The sequence below is a fragment of the Actinoallomurus rhizosphaericola genome, from assembly GCF_024055675.1.
Lineage (GTDB): Bacteria > Actinomycetota > Actinomycetes > Streptosporangiales > Streptosporangiaceae > Actinoallomurus > Actinoallomurus soli.
In genome coordinates, this window is sequence record NZ_JAMXMW010000004.1 from 420475 (window position 1) to 439248 (window position 18774).

Consider the following 18774-nt stretch of genomic DNA (forward strand, 5'->3'; position numbering starts at 1 on the left):
GGTCAGCGTGCGCTGGGGGTGTTCGCGGATGGCAGGTCCTCGGGCAGCAGGAGGCGCAGGTCCGCCACGCCGGGCGACCGCATCCCGCCGAGCCGCCGCGCCTGGTGGGTGATCATCGTCTCCAGGAGCTGCCGCACGAGCCGCGCGTTGCCGAAGGTCCGGTCCCGCGGCAGGGCGTCGAGGTGTCCACGCAGCGCCGAGAGCGTCTCCGGAGCGCACTCGTAACCTCCCGCCGCGGCCTGGTTCCGCATGATCTCGACGAGCTCGTCGGTGCTGTAGTCCTCGAACTCCACCTGCCGTGAGAACCGGGAGGCGAGACCGGGGTTGGAACTCAGGAAGCGCTGCATCTCCTCGGTGTAGCCGGCGACGATGACGACGACCTCGTCACGGTGGTCCTCCATGAGCTTGAGCAGGGTCTCCACCGCCTCACGGCCGAAGTCGTTGGACGCTCCCTCGGGAGTGAGGGTGTACGCCTCGTCGATGAACATCACACCGCCCAGCGCACGCTGGAAGACCTCCTTCGTGAGCTGCGCGGTGTGGCCGACGTAGCGGCCGACGAGGTCGGCGCGCGCCACCTCGATGAGCTGGCCGCGCGGCAGGACGCCGAGGCTGTGCAGCAGTTCGGCGTAGAGCCGGGCCACGGTGGTCTTGCCGGTGCCGGGCGAGCCGGTGAAGACGAGGTGCCGGCTGAGCCGGGGCACGGGCAGCCCGGCGGCCTCCCGCTGCTTGGCCGTCGCGAGGAGGTCGACGATGTCCTTCACCTCGCGCTTCACACCGCTCAGGCCGACCATGTCCTGCAGCCGCGCCAGCAGCGTCTCGCGCTCCGCGCCCGCCGCGCCGTCCTCGACCGCGGCGTCGCTGACGTCCTCCGGCATCAACAGGGTGAGGTCGCTTTCGGCCGGGTCGGCCATGGACGCGAGCCGGAACGCCTGCCGCTCGATCATCTCCTCGAAGACCAGGCGGGCGGTACGGCCGTTGCCGAAGGTGGCGTCCCGCGGCATCCGCTCGTAGTGCGTGGCGAGCGCCTGACGAGTGGTCGGATGCAGCTCGTAGCGGTGGCTCTCGCAGAGCTTCTCGGTGATCGTGACGAGCTCGTCGACCGAGTAGTTGGTGAACTCGATGGTCCGGCTGAACCGCGAGGCCATACCCGGGTTGGCGGACAGGAACGACTGCATCTCGGCGGTGTAGCCGGCCGCCACCACGACGACCTCGTCGCGGTGGTCCTCCATCAGCTTCACGAGGGTGTCGATGGCCTCGCGGCCGAAGTCGTGCGAGCCGCCCCTGCCCTCGGTGACCAGGGTGTACGCCTCGTCGATGAACAGCACGCCGCCGAGCGCCTCGTTGAACGCCTCCGTCGTCTTGATGGCCGTCGCGCCGACGTACTGGGCGACCAGGTCGGCGCGGGAGACCTCCACGAGGTGCCCGGAGGGCAGCAGGCCGAGGTCGGCCAGGATCCCGCCGTACAGCCGCGCGACCGTGGTCTTGCCGGTGCCCGGCGGGCCCGCGAAGATCAGGTGCCGGCTCATCGGGGGGACCGGCATGCCGAGCCGGGCCCTGCGCTGCGACAGCTGGTTCAGGTTGACGAGCGCGCGCACCTGGCGCTTGACGCCCTCCAGGCCGATGAGGGACTCCAGCTCCTCCAGCGGCCCGCCGGCCGCGGGAGTGCGGGTGTCCCTGCCCTCCGCCGGCGCGCCGGCGGTCTCCCCGCCGGCCTCCTCGCCCCAGGAGTCGGGAACGCCGTTGCCCGAGCTGTCCAGGTCCCGCACGGTCAGCCGTCCGGGCCGGGACTGCCGCAGGCCGGCGCCGCGGTTGTCGCGCACGGCGCAGCCGGTGACGGAGACGGCCTCCGCGGTGTCCACCCGGACGCCGTCGCCGACGCTCCCGGTCAGCTCGCAGGAGGCGAGCGTGGCCCGCGCGCCGGCCGACAGGAGCACGCCGTGGGCGCCGGAGCCGCTGATCCGCGCCCGCGTCAGGGTGAGATCGCCGCCCTCGCGGACGACGACGCCGGAGGCATCGCTCTCGGAGACCGCGCAGTCCTGGAGCGTGCCCATCCCCCCGAAGTCGACGGAGACCCCGGCGTCGCCGGGGGAGCGGAACTCGCAGTCGCGGAAGGTGACGTTCGCGCCGCTCGCGATGCGCACCGCGGCGCCGCCGGACCGTTCGACGACGCAGTGCTCCAGCCGCCCGCGCCCGTCCTCGGTGACCTCCACCCCGGTCCCGCCGGGCGCGCTGATCGTGGCGTTCCGTACGAGCGGGTTGGCGCCGGACCGGATGGCGACGGCGGTGCCGGCGGCGTCCACGACCTCCAGCCGGTCGAACTCCGGGACGGAGTCCTCCGCCAGCAGCACGGACGCGGACGCGTCGGCGCAGTCGCGCACCGTCGCGGCGTTCAGCGTCGGCGAACTGGACCCCGCCACGTGGATGCCGGGCGCCGTCGATCCGGCGAACTCGCAGTTCTCGAAGGTGCCGCGGGAGCGCTCGGTGACGGACAGGCCGCTGCCCTTGGTACGGGCCGTGCGGCAGCGCCGCAGCAGCGGATCCGCGCCATCGGCCAGCACGATGCCCGGACCGGCGGTGATGTCGCTGACCGAGACCTCTTCCAGCGTCGGACGCGACCCGCTGGTCACGTACACGCCGGTCGCGCAGTCGCGGACGCTGGTCCGCGCGACCCGGGTGGCGCTGTCGCCCTCGAGGGCGATGGCCGGCTTGGAGGTGGTGGAGATCTCGCAGTCCTCGATCGTGCCCTGGGCCTCGCCGTTGGCCAGCAGGCCGTTGCCGCGGGCGTCCCGCAGCCGGCAATTCCGGATCGTGGACCGGGACTTCTCGCCCAGCACGACGGCGGAGGTGCCGAGGTTCTCGATGAGGCAGTCCTCGATGACGCTGGCCGTCTCCGAGGTGTCGACGACGCCCGCGCCCACGGGGTTGGTGATCCGGCAGCCGCGCATCGCGAGCGAGCCGGAGTTGCGGGACAGCACCGCCGTCCAGCCGGAACCGGCCACGGTGCAGCCCTCCATGGCGACCTGCCCGCGCGCCGCGTCCACCACCGGCACGTCGTCGCCGCCACCGCGCAGCGTGAGGTCCGTGAGCATCACGGCGTCCGCCACGAGCATCACCGCGGTGCCGCTGCGCGGGCAGATCTCCACGCTGCCGCGGTCCCCGTCGGCCACGATCGTGACGCGGGTCCGGATGAAGAGGCTCTCGGGGTACCGGCCGGGCCTGATACGGATCACCGATCCGGTACGTGCCGCCGCCAGCGCCTCCTCGATTGTCCGGAAAGCACCCGGCTCTTCCGGGGAGACCGTGAGCAACTGCCGAGACACGCTGAACCCTCCTAAGTCGGTCGAATGCCGACGAGACAACCATCATGCCGTTCGCGCGGACCGCTTGACACCCTTGCCGGTAAGGGCCCTGACCAGCGGTGACACTTTTCGTGGACGACAAGAGAACGACAAGATCGCAACTCTATGCTGAGCGCATGCGACGTGTCCCCCGGCGCCTGTGCGCCGTGGCGTCGGTGGCCGCCGCCATGGCCTCGCTCTCCGTCTCCGCCCTTCCCGGAGCCGCGGCGGCCACGGCGTACGAACGGCCCCCCGGCGCCGCACCCGGCCCCGTCAGCCTGCCCGCCATACCGTCGGCGCTCGCGCCCGGCCGGCCGTGCACCGGGGCGTCCCCCACCGCCGCCCACGCCCGGCCGTGGACCGCGGGCGCGCTCGGCCTGGACCGGGTCCGTGAGCTCAGCCAGGGCGCCGGGGTCACCGTCGGTGTCGTCGACACCGGCGTGGGCGTGAACGTCCCCGCGCTGGCCGGCCGGGTCACCGCGGTCGCGGACGCCGGGAGGGACTGCGTCGGGCACGGCTCCTTCGTGGCCGGTCTGATCGCGGGCCGTGGCGAGGACGCGACCGGCGGCGGGATCGCGCCGCAGGCGCGGATCCTCGCCGTGCGCGGCACCAGCGGGAGCGGCACCCCCTCACCCGGAGCGGTGGCGGCGGGCATCCGCACCGCCGTCGACCGCGGGGCCCGCGTCGTCTACGTCGGTGCCGCCCTGACGACGGGCCGGCCGGAGCTGACGGACGCGGTCCTCTACGCCACCCGCAAGGACGCCGTCGTGGTCGCGCCCGCGGCGCCGGACGCCGTGGCCACCACCGCCGGAGGCGTGCCCTCGGCGCCGCCCGCGCGCCCCTACTTCCCCGCCTTCATCCCGCAGGTGGTCGCGGTCGAGGACTACGGGCAGGACGGCTCACGCCCGCAGAACGCGCCGAACGTCTTCGCCGCCGACCTGGCCGCGCCCGGCGACGCCGTCGTGGGCGTCGGCCCCAAGGGCGCCGGGAACTACATCGGCTCCGGCTCCTCGCTGGCCGCGGCGTTCGTCGCGGGTACGGCCGCCCTCGTGCGCGCTTACCAGCCCCGGCTGACGGCGGCCGAGGTCGCGAACCGTCTGGTCACCTCCGCCTACCCCGCGGCGAAGCCCGTCCTCGACCCGTACGCCGCCGTGGCCGCGGTGTCGTCCCCGGCGACCGCTCGGCCGGCCTCCGCCGCTCCCCTGCGGATGCCGGGCCGGACCTCGCACGCCGCGCGTACCCGCGCGCTGGTCGTCGCCTCGGTCGGGGGCGGGATCGTGGCCATCGTCGCGTGCGCGGCGGTGATCGTCCCGCTCGGCCGGGCCCGTGGCTGGCGGCCGGCCGGTAGTGATCCGGTCTGACTCCGCCGGTGTCAATGTCGGCAAGTCGGCGGCAAGGACTCGCCAAGACCACGGCTTGATCGTTGAGGCTTCATCAATGGCCGAGGTCAAGCCGTGGCCGTCTCCGGAATGACGAATCGTGAGAATGAGGTCGCCCTAATGACGCACAGCCGAGTGCTGGACCGGCCACCGAGGATGGTCCGGAAATTCGTCATACCGCGACGGCATGACGTTCCGCGCGGTCCGGCTCCGCAGCCCGAGCCGTCGCACGACGACGCCTTCTCGCGCACGCTGTACGAGCGGCACGGCACCGTCCTGCTCAACTTCACCCTCCGGCTGTGCGATGGCGACCGGCACCGGGCCGAGGACATCGTCCAGGAGACCGCCGTACGGGCCTGGCAGCACCGCGGGATCCTCGACCCGACGACGGACCGGATCCGCACCTGGCTGTTCACCGTCGCGCACCGGCTCGTGATCGACCACTACCGCGCCCGGCAGGCGAGGCCGAACGAGGTCGGCGACGACCAGCCCGAGGAACGGGCCGTGCCGGACCCGGCCGAGCGGGTCGTCACGCTGCGGGCGGTGCTCGAGTCCATGACCGAGCTCACCGAGCAGCAGCGCGAGGTCCTCATCTACACGTACTACCTCGGCTACAGCGTGGAGCAGACGGCGACCGCGCTCGGCCTCGCGCCGGGGACGGTCAAGTCCCGCGCCCACTACGCCATGCGCGCGCTGCGGGCGTCCCTGCGCGCCCGCGCCGTCATGGACTGAGCGGCGAGCCCGCGCCGTCACACGAACTGAGCGGCGCCGCCCGGGTCCCCGCCCCCCGGGGGGACCACCGGCACCCAGGCCTCCGCGATGGCCGGTGCCGGGCCGAGCGGCGCCGCTCCTTCTTCCGCGGGACCCGAGTTCTTCCGCGGGACCCCAGCGGCACCGTTCTCTCTTCCGCGCCCCTCAGTCGAGCATGGCGGTCTGGACCTGCACGGCCTTGCGCCGGGCGATCCGGATCGCCCGGCCGGGCGGCAGGATGCGGCCCTTGACGTTGCCGAACAGGTATCCCTCGTCCGGCGGGCAGGACATGAGCAGGGACGGCGTGTTGACCTCCTGCAGCCGGCGCATCATCATCTCGCCCATCCCGCGGCCGGCGCCCGCGGCGGCGCGGGCGACGACCACGTGCAGCCCGACCTCCCAGCCGAGGGCGAGGTGGTCGATGATCGGGTCGAACGGATGCTGCATCGGGCCGGCCCCGACCATGTCGTAGTCGTCGACCAGGATGAACAGCCGGGGGCCGCTCCACCAGTCGGCCAGCTTCATCCGGGCCGGGGTGATGTCCGGCCCCGGCAGGCGGCCCTTGATCGCCTGGCCCGCCCCCATGACCAGCTCGCGCAGCGCGTCGATGCTGACCGCGTGCCCGAGGCGGTACTCCTCGGGGACCGCCTCGACCAGCTCACGACGGTAGTCGACCACCATGATGCGCGCCTCCGCGGGCGTGTACCGCTCGGTCACGGCGCGGGCGACCAGGCGCAGCAGGTTCGTCTTGCCGCTCTCGGTGTCGCCGACGACCACCATGTGCGGGGTCTCGGCGAAGTCGTGCACCACGGGGGAGAGCCGTTCCTCCTCCAGGCCGATCGGCACCCGGAAGTCGCCCTCGGGCGCCGGCAGTTCCCGGACGCTGAGCTGGGCCGGCAGCATCCGCACCGGAGGCGCGGCGGGGCCCGCCCAGCTCTCGCGCACCGCGGCGACCAGGCCCGCGACGCCGTCGGCGAGGTCGTCGGCGCTCTCCACCGAGTCGATGCGCGGCAGCGCCGTGAGGTAGTGCAGCTTGGTGTCGCGGGTCATGCCGCGCCCGGGGACGCGCGGCACGCTCGCCGCGCGGCGGGTGTCGACCTCCGAGTCCATCGGGTCGCCCATCCGCAGCTCCAGGTGGGTGGCGGCCTGGTCGCGCACGGCCGCCGTGAGCTCCACCCACCGCGCGGTGGTGACGATCAGGTGGATGCCGAAGCTGAGGCCGCGCGCCGCGATCGCGGTGAACGTCTGGATGTACCGGTCGAAGTCCTGGCGCACCGTCGACCAGCCGTCCACGACGAGGAACACGTCCCCGTGCGGCTGGTCGGCGAACTCCCCGGCCGCCCGGCGGCGCCGGTAGGTCGCCATGGAGTCGATGCCGTTGAAGAGGAAGAACTGCTCGCGGTCGGCGAGCAGCGCGGTGACCTCCGCGATGGTACGGCCGACGCGCTCGTGGTCCAGGCGGCTGGCGACTCCGGCGACGTGCGGCAGGCCGGTGAGACCGGCGAGCGTGCCGCCGCCGAAGTCGAGGCAGTAGAACTGCACCTCGCGCGGGGTGTGCGTGAGCGCGAGGGCGGTGATCAGGGTGCGGACGAGCGTGCTCTTGCCGCTCTGCGGGCCGCCGGCGATGGCGACGTGCCCGCCGGCCCCGGACAGGTCGACGACCAGCAGGTCGCGGATCTGCTCGAAGGGCCGGTCGACGATGCCCAGCGGCACGGTGAGCCCGCCACGCCGCTCCCAGTCGACCGTCGTCAGGCCGAACACGTCGTCGGGCGCGAGCGGCGGGAGGATCTGGTCGAGGGTGGGCGGCAGGTCGAGCGGCGGCAGCCACACCTGGTGGGCCGGCGGCCCGGCGTCGCGCAACCGGTCGACGGCCACCGACAGCAGGGTCTCGGCGGTCTCCTCGGGCTCCTCCGGGGTCTCCTGCGCCGGGACGGGCTGGATCGGGGCGATGCGGGAGGCGGACCAGGGGACCACCTGGCTCGCCACCCGCGCCTGGTCGGCCTTGCCGCGCCCCCGGTAGGGACCGGAGGAGTACGCCGCGCGGAACCGGGTGAGCGCCTCGACGCCCGTCTTGAGGAAACCGGCGCCGGGCTGGGGCGGCAGTTGGTGGGCGTCGGGCACGCCCAGCACGCCGCGGCTCTCCATGGCCGAGAACGTCCGCAGGCCGATGCGGTAGGACAGGTGGCTCTCGAGCTGGTGCATGCGGCCCTCGTCGAGCCGCTGGGAGGCGAGCAGCAGATGCACGCCCAGGCTTCGGCCCAAACGGCCGATCATGACGAACAGCTCCATGAAGTCGCGGTGCGCGGCGAGCAGCTCGCTGAACTCGTCGACGACGACGAAGAGGCTGGGCAGCGGCTCCAGCGGGGCTCCGGCCGCCCGGGCCTTCTCGTACTCAAGCGCGGAGACGTAGTTGCCCGCGGCGCGCAGCAGCTCCTGGCGGCGCATGAGCTCGCCGTGCAGCGCGTCCCGCATGCGGGCGACGAGGGCGGCCTCGTCGGCCAGGTTCGTGATGACCGCGGAGACGTGCGGCAGCTCGTCCAGGCCGAGGAAGGTCGCGCCGCCCTTGAAGTCCACCAGGACGAAGTTGAGCGTCTCGGAGGAGTTGGTCAGCGCCATCGCGAGCACGAGGGTGCGCAGCAGCTCGCTCTTGCCCGAGCCGGTGGCGCCGATCAGCATGCCGTGCGGGCCGGTGCCGCCCTGGGCGGACTCCTTGATGTCCAGCTCCACCGGCTTGCCGTCGGCGCCGACCGCGATCGGCACCTTCAGGCGTTCCGCAGCGGTGCGCTTGCGCCAGAGGGTGTGGGGGTCGTGCCGGTACAGGTCGGGGATGCCCAGGAGGGTGGCCAGGTCCGTGGTGGCCGACAGCGGCTCGGTCCGCTCGGACCCGACGCCGAGCCGGTACGGCGCGACCCGCCGGGCGAGCGCGGTCGCGGTCGGCACGCCCAGGGCGTCAGGCCGGCCGAGCAGGGTCAGCTGCTCCTTGCGCTCCCGGTCGGTGCGGACGAGCCGGATCTCGCCGTCGCCCACGTCGAGGCGGAGGGTGGTGCGGCCGGGCCGCCACGTCAGCGCGCCGGACAGGTCGAGCACGACGACGTTGCGCATGCCGGGACCGTCCAGCGCGTGCCCGGCGGGGATGGTGCCCCCGTCCACGATGAGCACCGCGTAGGGCTCCTCCCGGCCGGGCATGGCCTCCGGGTCGTACGTCGGCCGCTCCCAGAACTCCGCGCCGAGCATGCCCTCCAGCTCGGGGAAGTCCGAGGCGATCATGCGAATCTGGCCGGCGGCGTCGCTGTCGTGGGGGTTCAGGTTGTGCGGCAGCCACTTGACCCACTCCCACTCCGCCAGGCGTTCCGGGGCGACGCAGAGCGCGATCCACAGGTCGTCCGGCGAGTGGAAGACGGCGAGCTGGGCGACCATGGCGCGGACGGCTCCGCGGATCTGCGCCTCGTCCCCCCGGAACAGCACGCGGGCCCAGGACTGCAGGTAGACGGCGGTGGGCTGGTCGGGCACGGTGGAGTAGGCCCGGATGAAGCCGCGGAGCGCGTGCGCGGTGAGCGGTTCGAGGTCCTGGACCGGTTTGGTGGTCGTCGGCGACAGGCGCAGGCCCAGCTTCTGGTCGCCGACCGCCAGCCGCGTCTCGGCGAAGTCGGGGTCCGAGGGCCGGCGCTCCCACATCCGGGTCGTGCCGACCATGGACCACAGCGTCTGCGGCGCCGGATGCCGCCAGGCCAGGGCGCGCTGCTGGTCGTGGACGGCCGTGCGCACCTTGCGCCGGGTCTGGGAGAGGTAGCGCAGGTAGTCCCGGCGGGCGCCCTTGAGCTTCTGCTTGCGCTCACCGCTCTTGCGCATGCTCTGCCCGACCATCATGCCTCCGGCGGCGAGGACCATCAGGCCGAGGGCGAGCGGCAGGAAGCTGTTTCTGGCGCCGCTGCCGCGCGTCATGTACATCATCACCATGGCCACCGACATCAGCGCCATGGGCAGGTAGGTCCATACGGCGGAGTTGTCGGGCACGGTCTCGGGCATCGTGGGCGGTTCCTGAAGGGTGAGCTCCCCTTCGGGCATCTCGGGCGGACGCCGGCGCATCGGCCTGCGGAACAGCACGAAACTCAACGAACGGCCTCCTGGCGTGGTACGACGAAGCGCCGCGCCGGCGGACGGGAGTCGCCGGGCGCGCTCGGCGGAGTGGAGAGCCGCGGAGAGGACCTCGCGGAGCGGGCCGGTTGCGTCACCGCGAATCGTACAGGTGGGATGCCCTCTGCGTCCCGAATCGGGGACGTGCGCCACGTTCGTACGGGAAATCGGATATTCGGGTGAACCAGGGGGCGATCTTCTGCGTATGCCCGAGTGGAGAGCACTGCCCAGACGGACCGACGTGGAGTAACAACCCATTCACGCGCCCGGCCGCCGCTCGGCGAAGGCGACGGGCGTCCGTGGAAAGAACGAGTGAGCCCCATGAGCAAGAGCTCGGCGGCGGACCTGTGCCGACTGACGGTACGCGCCCCCGCCAAGACCATCGACCTGGCCGTACCGGCCGATGTCCCGGTCGCGGACCTGCTCCCCGCCGTGCTCGGTTACGGCGGGGACGATCTCGGCGAGAGCGGGATCGAACACGAGGGCTGGGTGCTGCAGCGCCTGGGTGGACCGCCCCTCGACGAGGACGCCACCCTGGAGTCCCTCGACCTGCACGACGGCGACACCCTCTACCTGCGGCCCCGCACCGAGGCGCTGCCCGAGGTGCGGCTGGACGACCTGGTGGACGGCATCTCCGCCACGATGAAGGACAGCAAGTACGGGTGGAGCCCGCAGGCGAGCCGGCGGCTGCTGCGCGGTCTGGCGGTGTTCGTGATGATCGCCGTCCTGGCGGTGCTCGCGCTGCCGAGCGGACCGACCGAGCAGCGGATCGTGGCCGCCGGCGCGGGCGCGCTCCTGCTGCTCGCCGGGGCGGCGGCGGCGAGCCGCGCGGTGGGCGACGCCGCGACGGCCGCGCTCCTGGGCGTCATGGCCGGCCCGTACCTCATCCTGGCCGGGTGGCTGCTGCCCGGAGGCAGGCTGTCCGGACCGGACGGCTTCGAGGTGATGGGCGCCCGGCTGCTCGCCGCGTCCGCGGCCGAGGCGGGCGGAGCCGTGCTCGCGCTGGCGCTGGTGGCGGCGTACACGTCGTTGTTCGTCGGCGCGACCGTGCTGGCCTTCGGCGGCGCCCTCGCGGGGGCCCTCATGATGGTCGCGGGCCTCCCACCGGAGGAGGCGGCCGCGGTGGTCGCCCTGCTCGCGGTCGTGTTCGGCGCGTTCGTGCCGGCCATGTCGTTCCGGCTGTCCGGGTTGCGCATGCCGCCGCTGCCGACCACCCCCGAGCAGCTCCAGGACGGCATCGAGCCCCGCTCGCCGAAGGCCGTGGCCGCCCGCGCGGTCCTGGCGGACGGCTGGATGACGGGGCTGTACGGCACGGTCGGGCTGGCCTGCACCGCCTGCCTGACCGCGGTGGCCCATCACCAGGACCTGGCGCAGCTCATATTCGCGTCCGCGCTGTCCCTGCTGCTGGTGTTGCACAGCCGCGGCCTCGGCAACGTCTGGCAGCGCCTATTCCTGGCCCTGCCGGGAGTGTGGGGAGCGGCCACGATCGTCGCCGTCGAGGTCGCCAGGAACGGACCGACCGGCCGGGTGATCATCGCGGTGGCGCTGATGGCGGTCACCGCGAGCCTCCTGATCGCCGGGTGGACGGTGCCCGGCCGCCGGATGGTGCCGTACTGGGGCCGCGGCGCCGAACTCCTGCAGAGCCTGGTCGCGATCGCCATGCTGCCGCTGACCCTGTGGGTCCTCGGCGTGTACGGCGAGCTGCGCGCCATCGGCTGACCAGGACACGAGAGCACGACGGAAGAGGCGACGATGCAGTCCCGCCGCGACCAGGTCCACGCCCACATGTTCGTCATGGGCCGCATCACGTCGGGGATGCTCCGGGCGGATCCCGACGCGCCGGAGAGCCCCCAGGGCCGTACGAACCGGGGGGTGATCATCGGCATCGTGATCGCCGTGCTGCTGTGCGGCGGGGCGTTCGTCTGGGGCCTGATCTCGCCCGGCCGGTCGGCCTCCTGGCAGAACGCCGAAAGCCTGATCATCGACCAGGAGACCGGCGCGTCCTATCTCTACGTGGACGGGCGGCTGCGCCCGGTCCAGAACTACGCGTCGGCGCGGCTGATCGGCGGTTCCAAGCTGATCGCGCACCACGTCCGGACCAAGTCGCTGGACGGGACGCCGCACGGCCAGCCGGTGGGCATCATCGGCGCGCCCGACGCGCTGCCGTCGACCGGCGCCCTGGCCGAGGGGGCGTGGGCGGTCTGCTCCGGCACCGGGGTGGGCTCCACGGCGCCGGTCACGACCCTCGCCATCGGAGTGGGGGACGCCGGCGACGGCGCGCTGACGGCCGGTCAGGGACTGCTGGTCACCGCGCCCGACGCGCACGTCTACCTGGTGTGGCAGGGCAGCCGGCTGCGGCTCGACCCGAAGGGCGGAGCGGCGACGGCCCTCGGCTACGGGGGCCGGACCCCGACCCCGGTGTCGGCCGCGTTCGTCGACGCGCTCCCCGCCGGACCGGACCTGGCCGCCCCGGTCGTGCCCGGCATGGGCGGCGCGGGGCCGTCGCTGGACGGGCACGCGACCCGCATCGGGCAGGTCTTCAAGATCGGGGTGCTCGGGTCGAAGCCGCGGTACTACCAGCTGCGCCAGAACGGCCTGACGGAGGTCACCACGACCGTCGCCGCCCTGATCCTGGCCGATCCCACCGTACGCGCCAAGGCGTACGGCGGCAGGACGCCCGACGCGACCGGCCTCGCCCCCGACGCCATGAACGGACGGATGGCGCCGGACACGACCGCCGCGGGCGCGCTGCCCGAGACGCCGCCGCACCTGGTGGACCTTCAGCCGGACCAGAGCGCCTGCGCCCGGATCCAGCCGACCGCCGTGGGCCCCCGGGTCAGCGTCGCGCTGCAGGACCCGGCCTCGCTCGGCACCCCCGCCCAGGCGGCGACCACGTCCGCGTGCACGCCCGTCGACCGGATCACCGTGCGGCCCGGCGGCGGCGCGGTGGTGCGGGTCCTCCCCGCGGCGGGCGGCACGGTCGGCGGCACGACCTACCTCGTGACCGACACCGCCACCAAGTACCGGGTGGCCTCCCCCTCCGACCTGGCGGCGCTCGGATACTCCAGCGACCAGGCGGTGGCCCTGCCGTCGCCGCTGCTGAACATGCTGCCCACCGGACCGGATCTCAGCGCGGCCGCCGCGCAGGCGGGCGTCTCCTCGAGCACCGCCCCGCCCTGCGCCGCTCCGGGCGAGGCGACGGCGGGTCCGGGCAAGGCCGGGACGACGGGATCGGGCAAGGCGGCGACACCCGGTCAGGCGGACAAGGCGGCGACCACGGGGGCGGGCAACGCGCCGGGGAACGGCTCGGCGGGCAAGGCGGCGAAGACCGGTCCGGGCAAGGCGACGACAAGGTGACGGCAAGTCGGGGTTACTACCACGGAGTACGGAAGGAGACGCGAACCGGTTGGCGGCGGCGCGCGCCGATGGCGGTGCTGACCGAGCGAACCTCGACGCACGATCTCGCTCTCGGTTTCCCGTGAGCACCGAACCAGAGAGGCAGGCGCGGCATGGCAGGCATGCAGCAGTCAGAGGTCAGGGCGACCAAGAACGGCATTCAGGCCCTGGAGATGGCGTACAGCGGAATCTTCAAGATCCGGCAGGACGTGCAGAACACCCGCTTCAACCTGGCCGCCGGTTACAAGGGCTCGGACGGCGGGGCGTTCCAGGACCTCATCAGCTCCTGGGAGGACCAGGCGGACGTCATCCTGAGGAACCTCGAGGAAATGGTCGACAAGCTGAACCAGACCCTCACCAAGCAGCACCAGCAGCAGGGCTCCAGCAACGAGTCGATCAACCAGGGCTTCCAGGAGGCCCGGGCCGTCTTCGACACCCTGCACGGCTGACCCCAGAGCGACCCCGGCGGTTTCCCATCTAACGCGAAAGAGGACATCGATGAGCGAAGACTTCACCGACGGTTACATCTACGTCGACTACAACCACATGAACAACGCCGCCGACGACCTGGTCTCCCAGACCCAGGCCATCGCGAAGACGATCTCCAGCATGGAGCAGGAGCTCACCGAACTGAAGAAGCAGTGGATCGGTGAGGACGCCCAGGTCTACACCCAGAAACAGCAGGCCTGGGACAACGCGATCAAGACCATGGAGCAGATCCTCACCAGCCACTCGCAGCTGCTCGACGAGATCTCCGGCAGCTACAAGTACAACGAGAACAGCCTCAGCCAGATGTGGTCCGAGGTGCGCATCGGCGGTTGACCGCCCGCCTCCGGCCGCCCGCCACGCGGGCGGCCGGAGGCGGCCGGCAGGCGAACGCCGACATCCCCGGCCGCGAACCGGACCGGCCGGCAGTGGAACCGACAGACCTCGGAACAGCGGAGCCATGGCAGATCAGAAGAAGCTGGCGCTGGACAAGGACTCGCTGCAGAAGTTCGTCGACAACGACATCACGAACTTCAGCGACTCCCTCGACAAGATCGCGCACAAGACCGACACCCAGGGCACGCCGCCGATCGACTTCCTCCTGGGGAAGGGCGAGAGCACCGCGGACAACGATTTCTACCGGCTGCACGCGCCACTGGCGATCGGTGCCCTGGCCAAGGACTCGGCGACCAGCGGCAAGGCCCTCGTCGACAAGATCACCACGTCGGCGCAGTCCATCTCCGACATCTACGCGCAGCAGATCAAGCTCTTCACCGATCTGCACACGTACCTCAACACCACGATCAAGAAGCTGATGGACGCCCAGCACGGCTCGCTGGACAAGATCGACGGTAAGGCCTTCCTGGATGCCCTGGGCACGGTGCCCAATGACTTCAATTCGGCCGGCGGCACCCAGTCCACCTGAACCGCGCTGAGCCCTTCCCCTTCTTCCGACGCCAAGCCATTGATGGAGAGCAGACATGGCGGACCCCGCAGGAGACAAGCCTCCAGCCTCTTCGGCGAATGATCATTGGTACGACGCCGTCACGCTGCTCACCGGCTACAAACCGCCCGTCAAGCGCGGCGAGATCTTCAAGACCCTTTACGGCAACGATGACATCCCGCTGATGAAGGTGGAGATCGACACCTCGGGCGCCTCGCCGACGAACGCGGAGGCGGAGGCCATCCATGACATGGCCTGGCGCGCTCGGAACTCCGGCTGGCGGATCAACGACACCGACTTCGTCGTCCCTTTCTACGGCCCGACCGACGACTCGGCGGTCAGCACCCTGTCCACGGGGACGGAAGTGCACATGCGCAGGGCGCGCATCACCCTGCTCGGCACCTACAACCACGAGATCCCGCACGGCGGTGTCTCCTATGGCGGGAAGTTCGGAGCGGGGTCGCACCTCATGCCGAGCGGCTTCGAGGGATGGGACTCCGCGCCGCTCGCGCAGTACAGCTACGGCGGTGGTCTCGCGCTCGAGAAGCTGATGTACGACCCGCACAGCACGCAGGGCTTCTCCTTCAACGACGTGACCGTCCTCGACGACGACGCCGTCGACCTCAAGTCCTTCGACAAGGCCGCGATGGCTTTCAACCGGGCCGCGCTGTTCTTCTACAACTCCAGGGCCACGATCCAGCAGTGGGAGGACGCGCTGGGATCGGAGGACGCGGCCTGGCGGGGACAGGCGGCCGGCGTCTTCTGGGACATCATCCACCAGCTGGGTGTCAACTATCAGAGTTACTCGGATGCCCTCTCGGTCGGTGTTTTCGGTATTTCCAAGGTCGCCGCGGACCTGATGACCGCCAAGTCGGGCTTCCAGAAGGCGATTGAGAACCTCTACTGGGTCTGGAGCGATTGGGCGCTCCGGCTGGGGAACCCGCTTCGCTGGCTATACGACATCCTGTTCGACGTCACCGACCAGATCTGGCTGAACAACATCACCAAGGTTCGCTGGCACGAGAGCTACGGCTATGAGTCGTACGACTCCTGGAACCAGGTCGATGAGGAGGGCTGGAGCGGGGACGCGACGTTGCCCGGGAAGGACGGGAAGAATTTCGGGCCGCTGAACGCCCTGACGACCTGGAAGGCGATCGGCGAAGAGGCGATCAGTCGTTGGCAGACCTCCGTCAACGACTACTTGGGAAATGCCGCCCAGGAGGCGCTGCGCGCCATCAACAACTCCTGGACCCATATTCCCGACGACATTCCCAAACTCACCACCGCCAACGTCAACCTGGCCGCGGACTATCAGGCCGACAAGGCTGCGGCGGAGCAGGACAAGCAGGACAAGGAGAACGAGGAGAACAAGAAGAAGGAGGAGGACTGGGAGAAGAAGCAGGAGGAGTGGCGCGATGAGGACCTGAAGCACCAGAAGGAGATGGAGGACGAGGCCAATAAGCAGCGCGAGGAGGACAAGAAGCACCAGCAGGAGCTGGAGGACGAGGCCAAGAAGCAGCGCGAGGAGGACCTGAAGCACCAGAAGGAGATGGAGGATAAGGCGGAGCAGGAGCGAGAGGAGGACAAGAAGCACCAGCAGGAGATCGAGGACGAGCAGCGCAAGCAGTACCAGCAGCAGCAGGACGAGGCCAGGAAGCAGTACGAGGAGCAGCAGCAACAGCAGAAGGAACAGCAGGACGAGGCCAAGAAGCAGTACGAGCAGCAGCAGGCGGACCAGAAGGCCCAGGAGGCCAAGCAGGAGGAGCTGCAGAAGCAGCAGCAGGACGAGGCCAAACAGCAGTACGACCAGCAGATGGCGATGCAGCTCCAGATGCGGAAGGAGGACCAGCAGAAGCAGGACGAGCAGGAGAAGAAGCAGGAGGAGCTGCAGAAACAGCAGCAGGACGAGGCCAGGAAGCAGTACCAGGAGCAGCAACAGCAGCAGAAGGAACAGCAGGACGAGGCCAAGAAGCAGTACCAGCAACAGCAGCAGGATCAGAAGGCCCAGGAGGCCAAGCAGGAGGAGCTGCAGAAGCAGCAGCAGGAGGAGGCCAGGAAGCAGTACGAGCAGCAGCAGGCGGACCAGAAGGCCCAGGAGGCCAAGCAGGAGGAGCTGCAGAAGCAGCAGCAGGACGAGGCCAAGAAGCAGTACGCGGAGCAGCAGAAGCAGCAGCAGGAGCAGGAGAAGAAGCAGGAGGAGCTGCAGAAGCAGCAGCAGGACCAGGCTCAGAAGCAGTTCGACCAGCAGCAGAAGCAGTACGAAGAGCAGCAGAAGCAGCAGCAGCAACAGTACGCGCAGCAGCAGAAGCAGCAGCAGGACATCGCCAAGGAGTTCGTCCAGCCGGGGAACCAGAATTACACGCTCCCGGGCAAGCAGGAGTTCGTGCAGCCGGGCTCGTCCCAGCTCCAGCCCTCGCAGCTCACCGGCCACGTGGTGCAGAACCCCGACGGCAGCCTCACCACCGTCTACGGGAATGGCGACACGCCGGGCCTCAACTCACAGACCGGCCTGGAACACCTCCAGCCCGGCCAGATCCAGAGCCACTCGACCCTGAACCCCGACGGCACCATCACCACCGACTACAGCGACGGCAGCTCGACGACCATCAACCCGCACACGGGCCTGGAGACGACGGTCCATCCGAACGGGACGACCACCCACGAGCAGCTGACCCACGGCCACATGCTGACCAACCCGGACGGCAGTCAGACGACGGTCAACCCCGACGGGACCGTCACGACCCACTACCCGGACGGCAGCTACACCACGGTCAACCCCAAGACGGGCAGCGCGGTCACCCACGAGCCGAACGGCGAGACCATCACGACCCCGCTCGACCACGAGGGCACGTCGCTTCCGTACGCTTCGCGCCTGCAGAGCTCCCTCGGCAACGGGGCGGCGAGCTACTACGAGCCGGCCCTGCACGACCTGCCGAGTTCCGGAGGCCTTCTGGGATCTCCCTCGGCGGCGCTCGGTGGTCAGGCCACGACCCCCGCCGTCTTCCCGGTCGGCCAGTCGGGCGGAGTCCTGCCGCCCGCCACGCGCCTCGACGGGACCACGACCGGCGGCCTGCCCCCCGGTGCGCAGAGCGGGTACCCGCCGATGATGGGCGGCGGCATGGGCGGCATGGGCGGCATGGGCATGGGCGGCGGTGAGAAGAACGGCAGCGGCGAGCGGGTCCGCCAGGTCTACGAGGACGAGGACATCGTCCCTACGGACGGCGGGGCCCTCGGCCGGCGCGCGCGCAGGAGCCGCGGCTACGAGGAGGCGGTGCCGGGGGCGAACTTCACTCCCACCAGCTCCGGCTACAACCCGTACGGGGGCGAGGACCGCCGTCAGACGGAGAGCGGCGATCGCGAGCGCGAGTCGTGGGCGCCGGAGGAAGAGGACGTCTGGGGCACGGACGAAGGTGGCGCACCGGCCGTCATCGGCTGAGAACGACGGTTCGCCGCCGGATCGTTTCCGGCGGCGAACCGGCACAGGGAGGAGAAGGAACGATGGAGACCGAAGAGTCGATGGAGCAGCGCATCGCGGAGGCGAGGGCGCGTCTCGAGTCGACCAGGGCGGCGGTGGCCCGGGCACGGGCCGACCTCAGCAGTTCGTCGTCGACCGCGCGGTCGAAGGACCGTTCCGTCGAGGTGACCGTCGGCCCGCAGGGCGAGCTGCAGCGGGTCAAGTTCCTGGACGAGACGTTCCGGACGATGGAGGCGGCGCAGCTGGCCGCTTCGATCGTCGAGGCCGCGAACAAGGGCCGGGCGACCATGGCCCGGCGGGTGATCGACACCTTCTCCGCGTTGACTCCGTCGGAACCGGACATTGACGGCCTTCCCGGCTTTAAGATCGACTTCGAGGAGATCTTCGGGTCCGCCCTGGCGGCCGGACGGCGCGGACGGGGCACCGGCGCGTCCGGGCGCACCGCGCGTGGCGCCCGGCCGTCCGCGAAACTGCGCGACGAGATAGTGGAGGACGGCAACGATGGGTGAAACGGGCAAGTACACGGCCGACCCGGCGAAGGCCCAAGCGGCCGTCGAGGCCATGGAGGAACTCGGCAATTACGTCTTCAACATCGCCGCGCGGTTCCGCAACGGCGTCAACTTCGACGTGCTCGGCAACGACAAGGCCTTCGGAGCTCCGGCCAAGGAGGCGGCGATCAGGCTCGTCGACGAGATCGCGACGGGCACCGAGGCGGCGAGCCGGATGCTGCTGGCCGTTCCGATGGCGCTGCGGGCGAACCAGAAGAGCGTCGTGAACCAACAGGGCCGCGCGCTCACGGCCGTGCACGACGCCAAGTCCATGGGCGGCTGGCGGACGCCGAGCTCCTTCGGCGGCAGGGAGTAGACGCCGACC

At 71.1% G+C, this 18774-nt stretch carries 12 protein-coding genes; 10 read left to right on the forward strand and 2 right to left on the reverse strand.

Annotated elements, in window-relative coordinates:
- Window positions 1-2 precede the first annotated feature (2 nt).
- Complete coding sequence (locus tag NE234_RS13190) at window positions 3-3320, reverse strand: right-handed parallel beta-helix repeat-containing protein (RefSeq protein ID WP_252779244.1); 3318 nt, start codon at window positions 3318-3320, stop codon at window positions 3-5.
- Between the two features lie 155 nt (window positions 3321-3475).
- On the opposite strand from NE234_RS13190, the gene NE234_RS13195 reads away from it, so the two are divergent.
- Both NE234_RS13195 and NE234_RS13200 read left to right on the forward strand, forming a co-directional pair.
- A complete protein-coding gene (locus NE234_RS13195; RefSeq protein ID WP_252779245.1) occupies window positions 3476-4699 on the forward strand; it encodes a S8 family serine peptidase in 1224 nt (407 codons plus the stop codon).
- 138 nt (window positions 4700-4837) lie between these two features.
- Complete coding sequence (locus tag NE234_RS13200; protein ID WP_252779246.1) at window positions 4838-5449, forward strand: sigma-70 family RNA polymerase sigma factor; 612 nt, start codon at window positions 4838-4840, stop codon at window positions 5447-5449.
- Between the two features lie 183 nt (window positions 5450-5632).
- On the opposite strand, the gene eccCa is transcribed toward NE234_RS13200, so the two are convergent.
- Window positions 5633-9580 carry a type VII secretion protein EccCa gene (gene eccCa, locus NE234_RS13205; RefSeq protein ID WP_252779247.1) on the reverse strand — a complete coding sequence of 1316 codons (3948 nt, stop codon included), beginning with the start codon at window positions 9578-9580 and terminating at the stop codon, window positions 5633-5635.
- 342 nt (window positions 9581-9922) lie between these two features.
- Here eccCa and eccD point away from each other — a divergent pair, with 342 nt between their 5' ends.
- The 8 genes from eccD (at window position 9923) to NE234_RS13245 (ending at window position 18765) form a co-directional block, all read left to right on the forward strand.
- A complete protein-coding gene (eccD, locus tag NE234_RS13210) occupies window positions 9923-11320 on the forward strand; it encodes a type VII secretion integral membrane protein EccD (RefSeq protein WP_252779248.1) in 1398 nt (465 codons plus the stop codon).
- A gap of 33 nt (window positions 11321-11353) precedes the next feature.
- The gene (eccB, locus tag NE234_RS13215) at window positions 11354-12958 is read left to right on the forward strand and encodes a type VII secretion protein EccB (RefSeq protein ID WP_252779249.1); all 1605 of its coding nucleotides are present in this window, start codon (window positions 11354-11356) and stop codon (window positions 12956-12958) included.
- A gap of 161 nt (window positions 12959-13119) precedes the next feature.
- Window positions 13120-13446 (forward strand): hypothetical protein, encoded by a 327-nt coding sequence (locus NE234_RS13220; RefSeq protein WP_252779250.1) that lies wholly within the window; start codon window positions 13120-13122, stop codon window positions 13444-13446.
- A gap of 49 nt (window positions 13447-13495) precedes the next feature.
- On the forward strand, window positions 13496-13819 hold the full coding sequence (locus tag NE234_RS13225) for a WXG100 family type VII secretion target (RefSeq protein WP_252779251.1): 324 nt from the start codon (window positions 13496-13498) through the stop codon (window positions 13817-13819).
- Window positions 13820-13943: 124 nt separating this feature from the next.
- Window positions 13944-14408 carry a type VII secretion system-associated protein gene (locus NE234_RS13230; RefSeq protein ID WP_252779252.1) on the forward strand — a complete coding sequence of 155 codons (465 nt, stop codon included), beginning with the start codon at window positions 13944-13946 and terminating at the stop codon, window positions 14406-14408.
- 55 nt (window positions 14409-14463) lie between these two features.
- Window positions 14464-17862, forward strand: coding sequence for an AAWKG family protein (locus tag NE234_RS13235; protein ID WP_252779253.1), 3399 nt, complete (start codon window positions 14464-14466; stop codon window positions 17860-17862).
- Window positions 17863-17924: 62 nt separating this feature from the next.
- Complete coding sequence (locus tag NE234_RS13240; protein ID WP_252779254.1) at window positions 17925-18410, forward strand: YbaB/EbfC family nucleoid-associated protein; 486 nt, start codon at window positions 17925-17927, stop codon at window positions 18408-18410.
- Window positions 18403-18765, forward strand: a complete 363-nt coding sequence (locus NE234_RS13245) for a hypothetical protein (protein WP_252779255.1) — start codon at window positions 18403-18405, stop codon at window positions 18763-18765. The genes NE234_RS13240 and NE234_RS13245 overlap by 8 nt, the downstream gene beginning before the upstream one ends.
- Window positions 18766-18774 lie beyond the last annotated feature (9 nt).

Coding starts and splice junctions, on each gene's coding strand:
- NE234_RS13195 (WP_252779245.1), top strand. CDS start 3,476: ATGCGACGTGTCCCCCGGCGCCTGTGCGCCGTGGCGTCGGTGGCCGCC.
- NE234_RS13200 (WP_252779246.1), top strand. CDS start 4,838: ATGACGCACAGCCGAGTGCTGGACCGGCCACCGAGGATGGTCCGGAAA.
- eccD (WP_252779248.1), top strand. CDS start 9,923: ATGAGCAAGAGCTCGGCGGCGGACCTGTGCCGACTGACGGTACGCGCC.
- eccB (WP_252779249.1), top strand. CDS start 11,354: ATGCAGTCCCGCCGCGACCAGGTCCACGCCCACATGTTCGTCATGGGC.
- NE234_RS13220 (WP_252779250.1), top strand. CDS start 13,120: ATGCAGCAGTCAGAGGTCAGGGCGACCAAGAACGGCATTCAGGCCCTG.
- NE234_RS13225 (WP_252779251.1), top strand. CDS start 13,496: ATGAGCGAAGACTTCACCGACGGTTACATCTACGTCGACTACAACCAC.
- NE234_RS13230 (WP_252779252.1), top strand. CDS start 13,944: ATGGCAGATCAGAAGAAGCTGGCGCTGGACAAGGACTCGCTGCAGAAG.
- NE234_RS13235 (WP_252779253.1), top strand. CDS start 14,464: ATGGCGGACCCCGCAGGAGACAAGCCTCCAGCCTCTTCGGCGAATGAT.
- NE234_RS13240 (WP_252779254.1), top strand. CDS start 17,925: ATGGAGACCGAAGAGTCGATGGAGCAGCGCATCGCGGAGGCGAGGGCG.
- NE234_RS13245 (WP_252779255.1), top strand. CDS start 18,403: ATGGGTGAAACGGGCAAGTACACGGCCGACCCGGCGAAGGCCCAAGCG.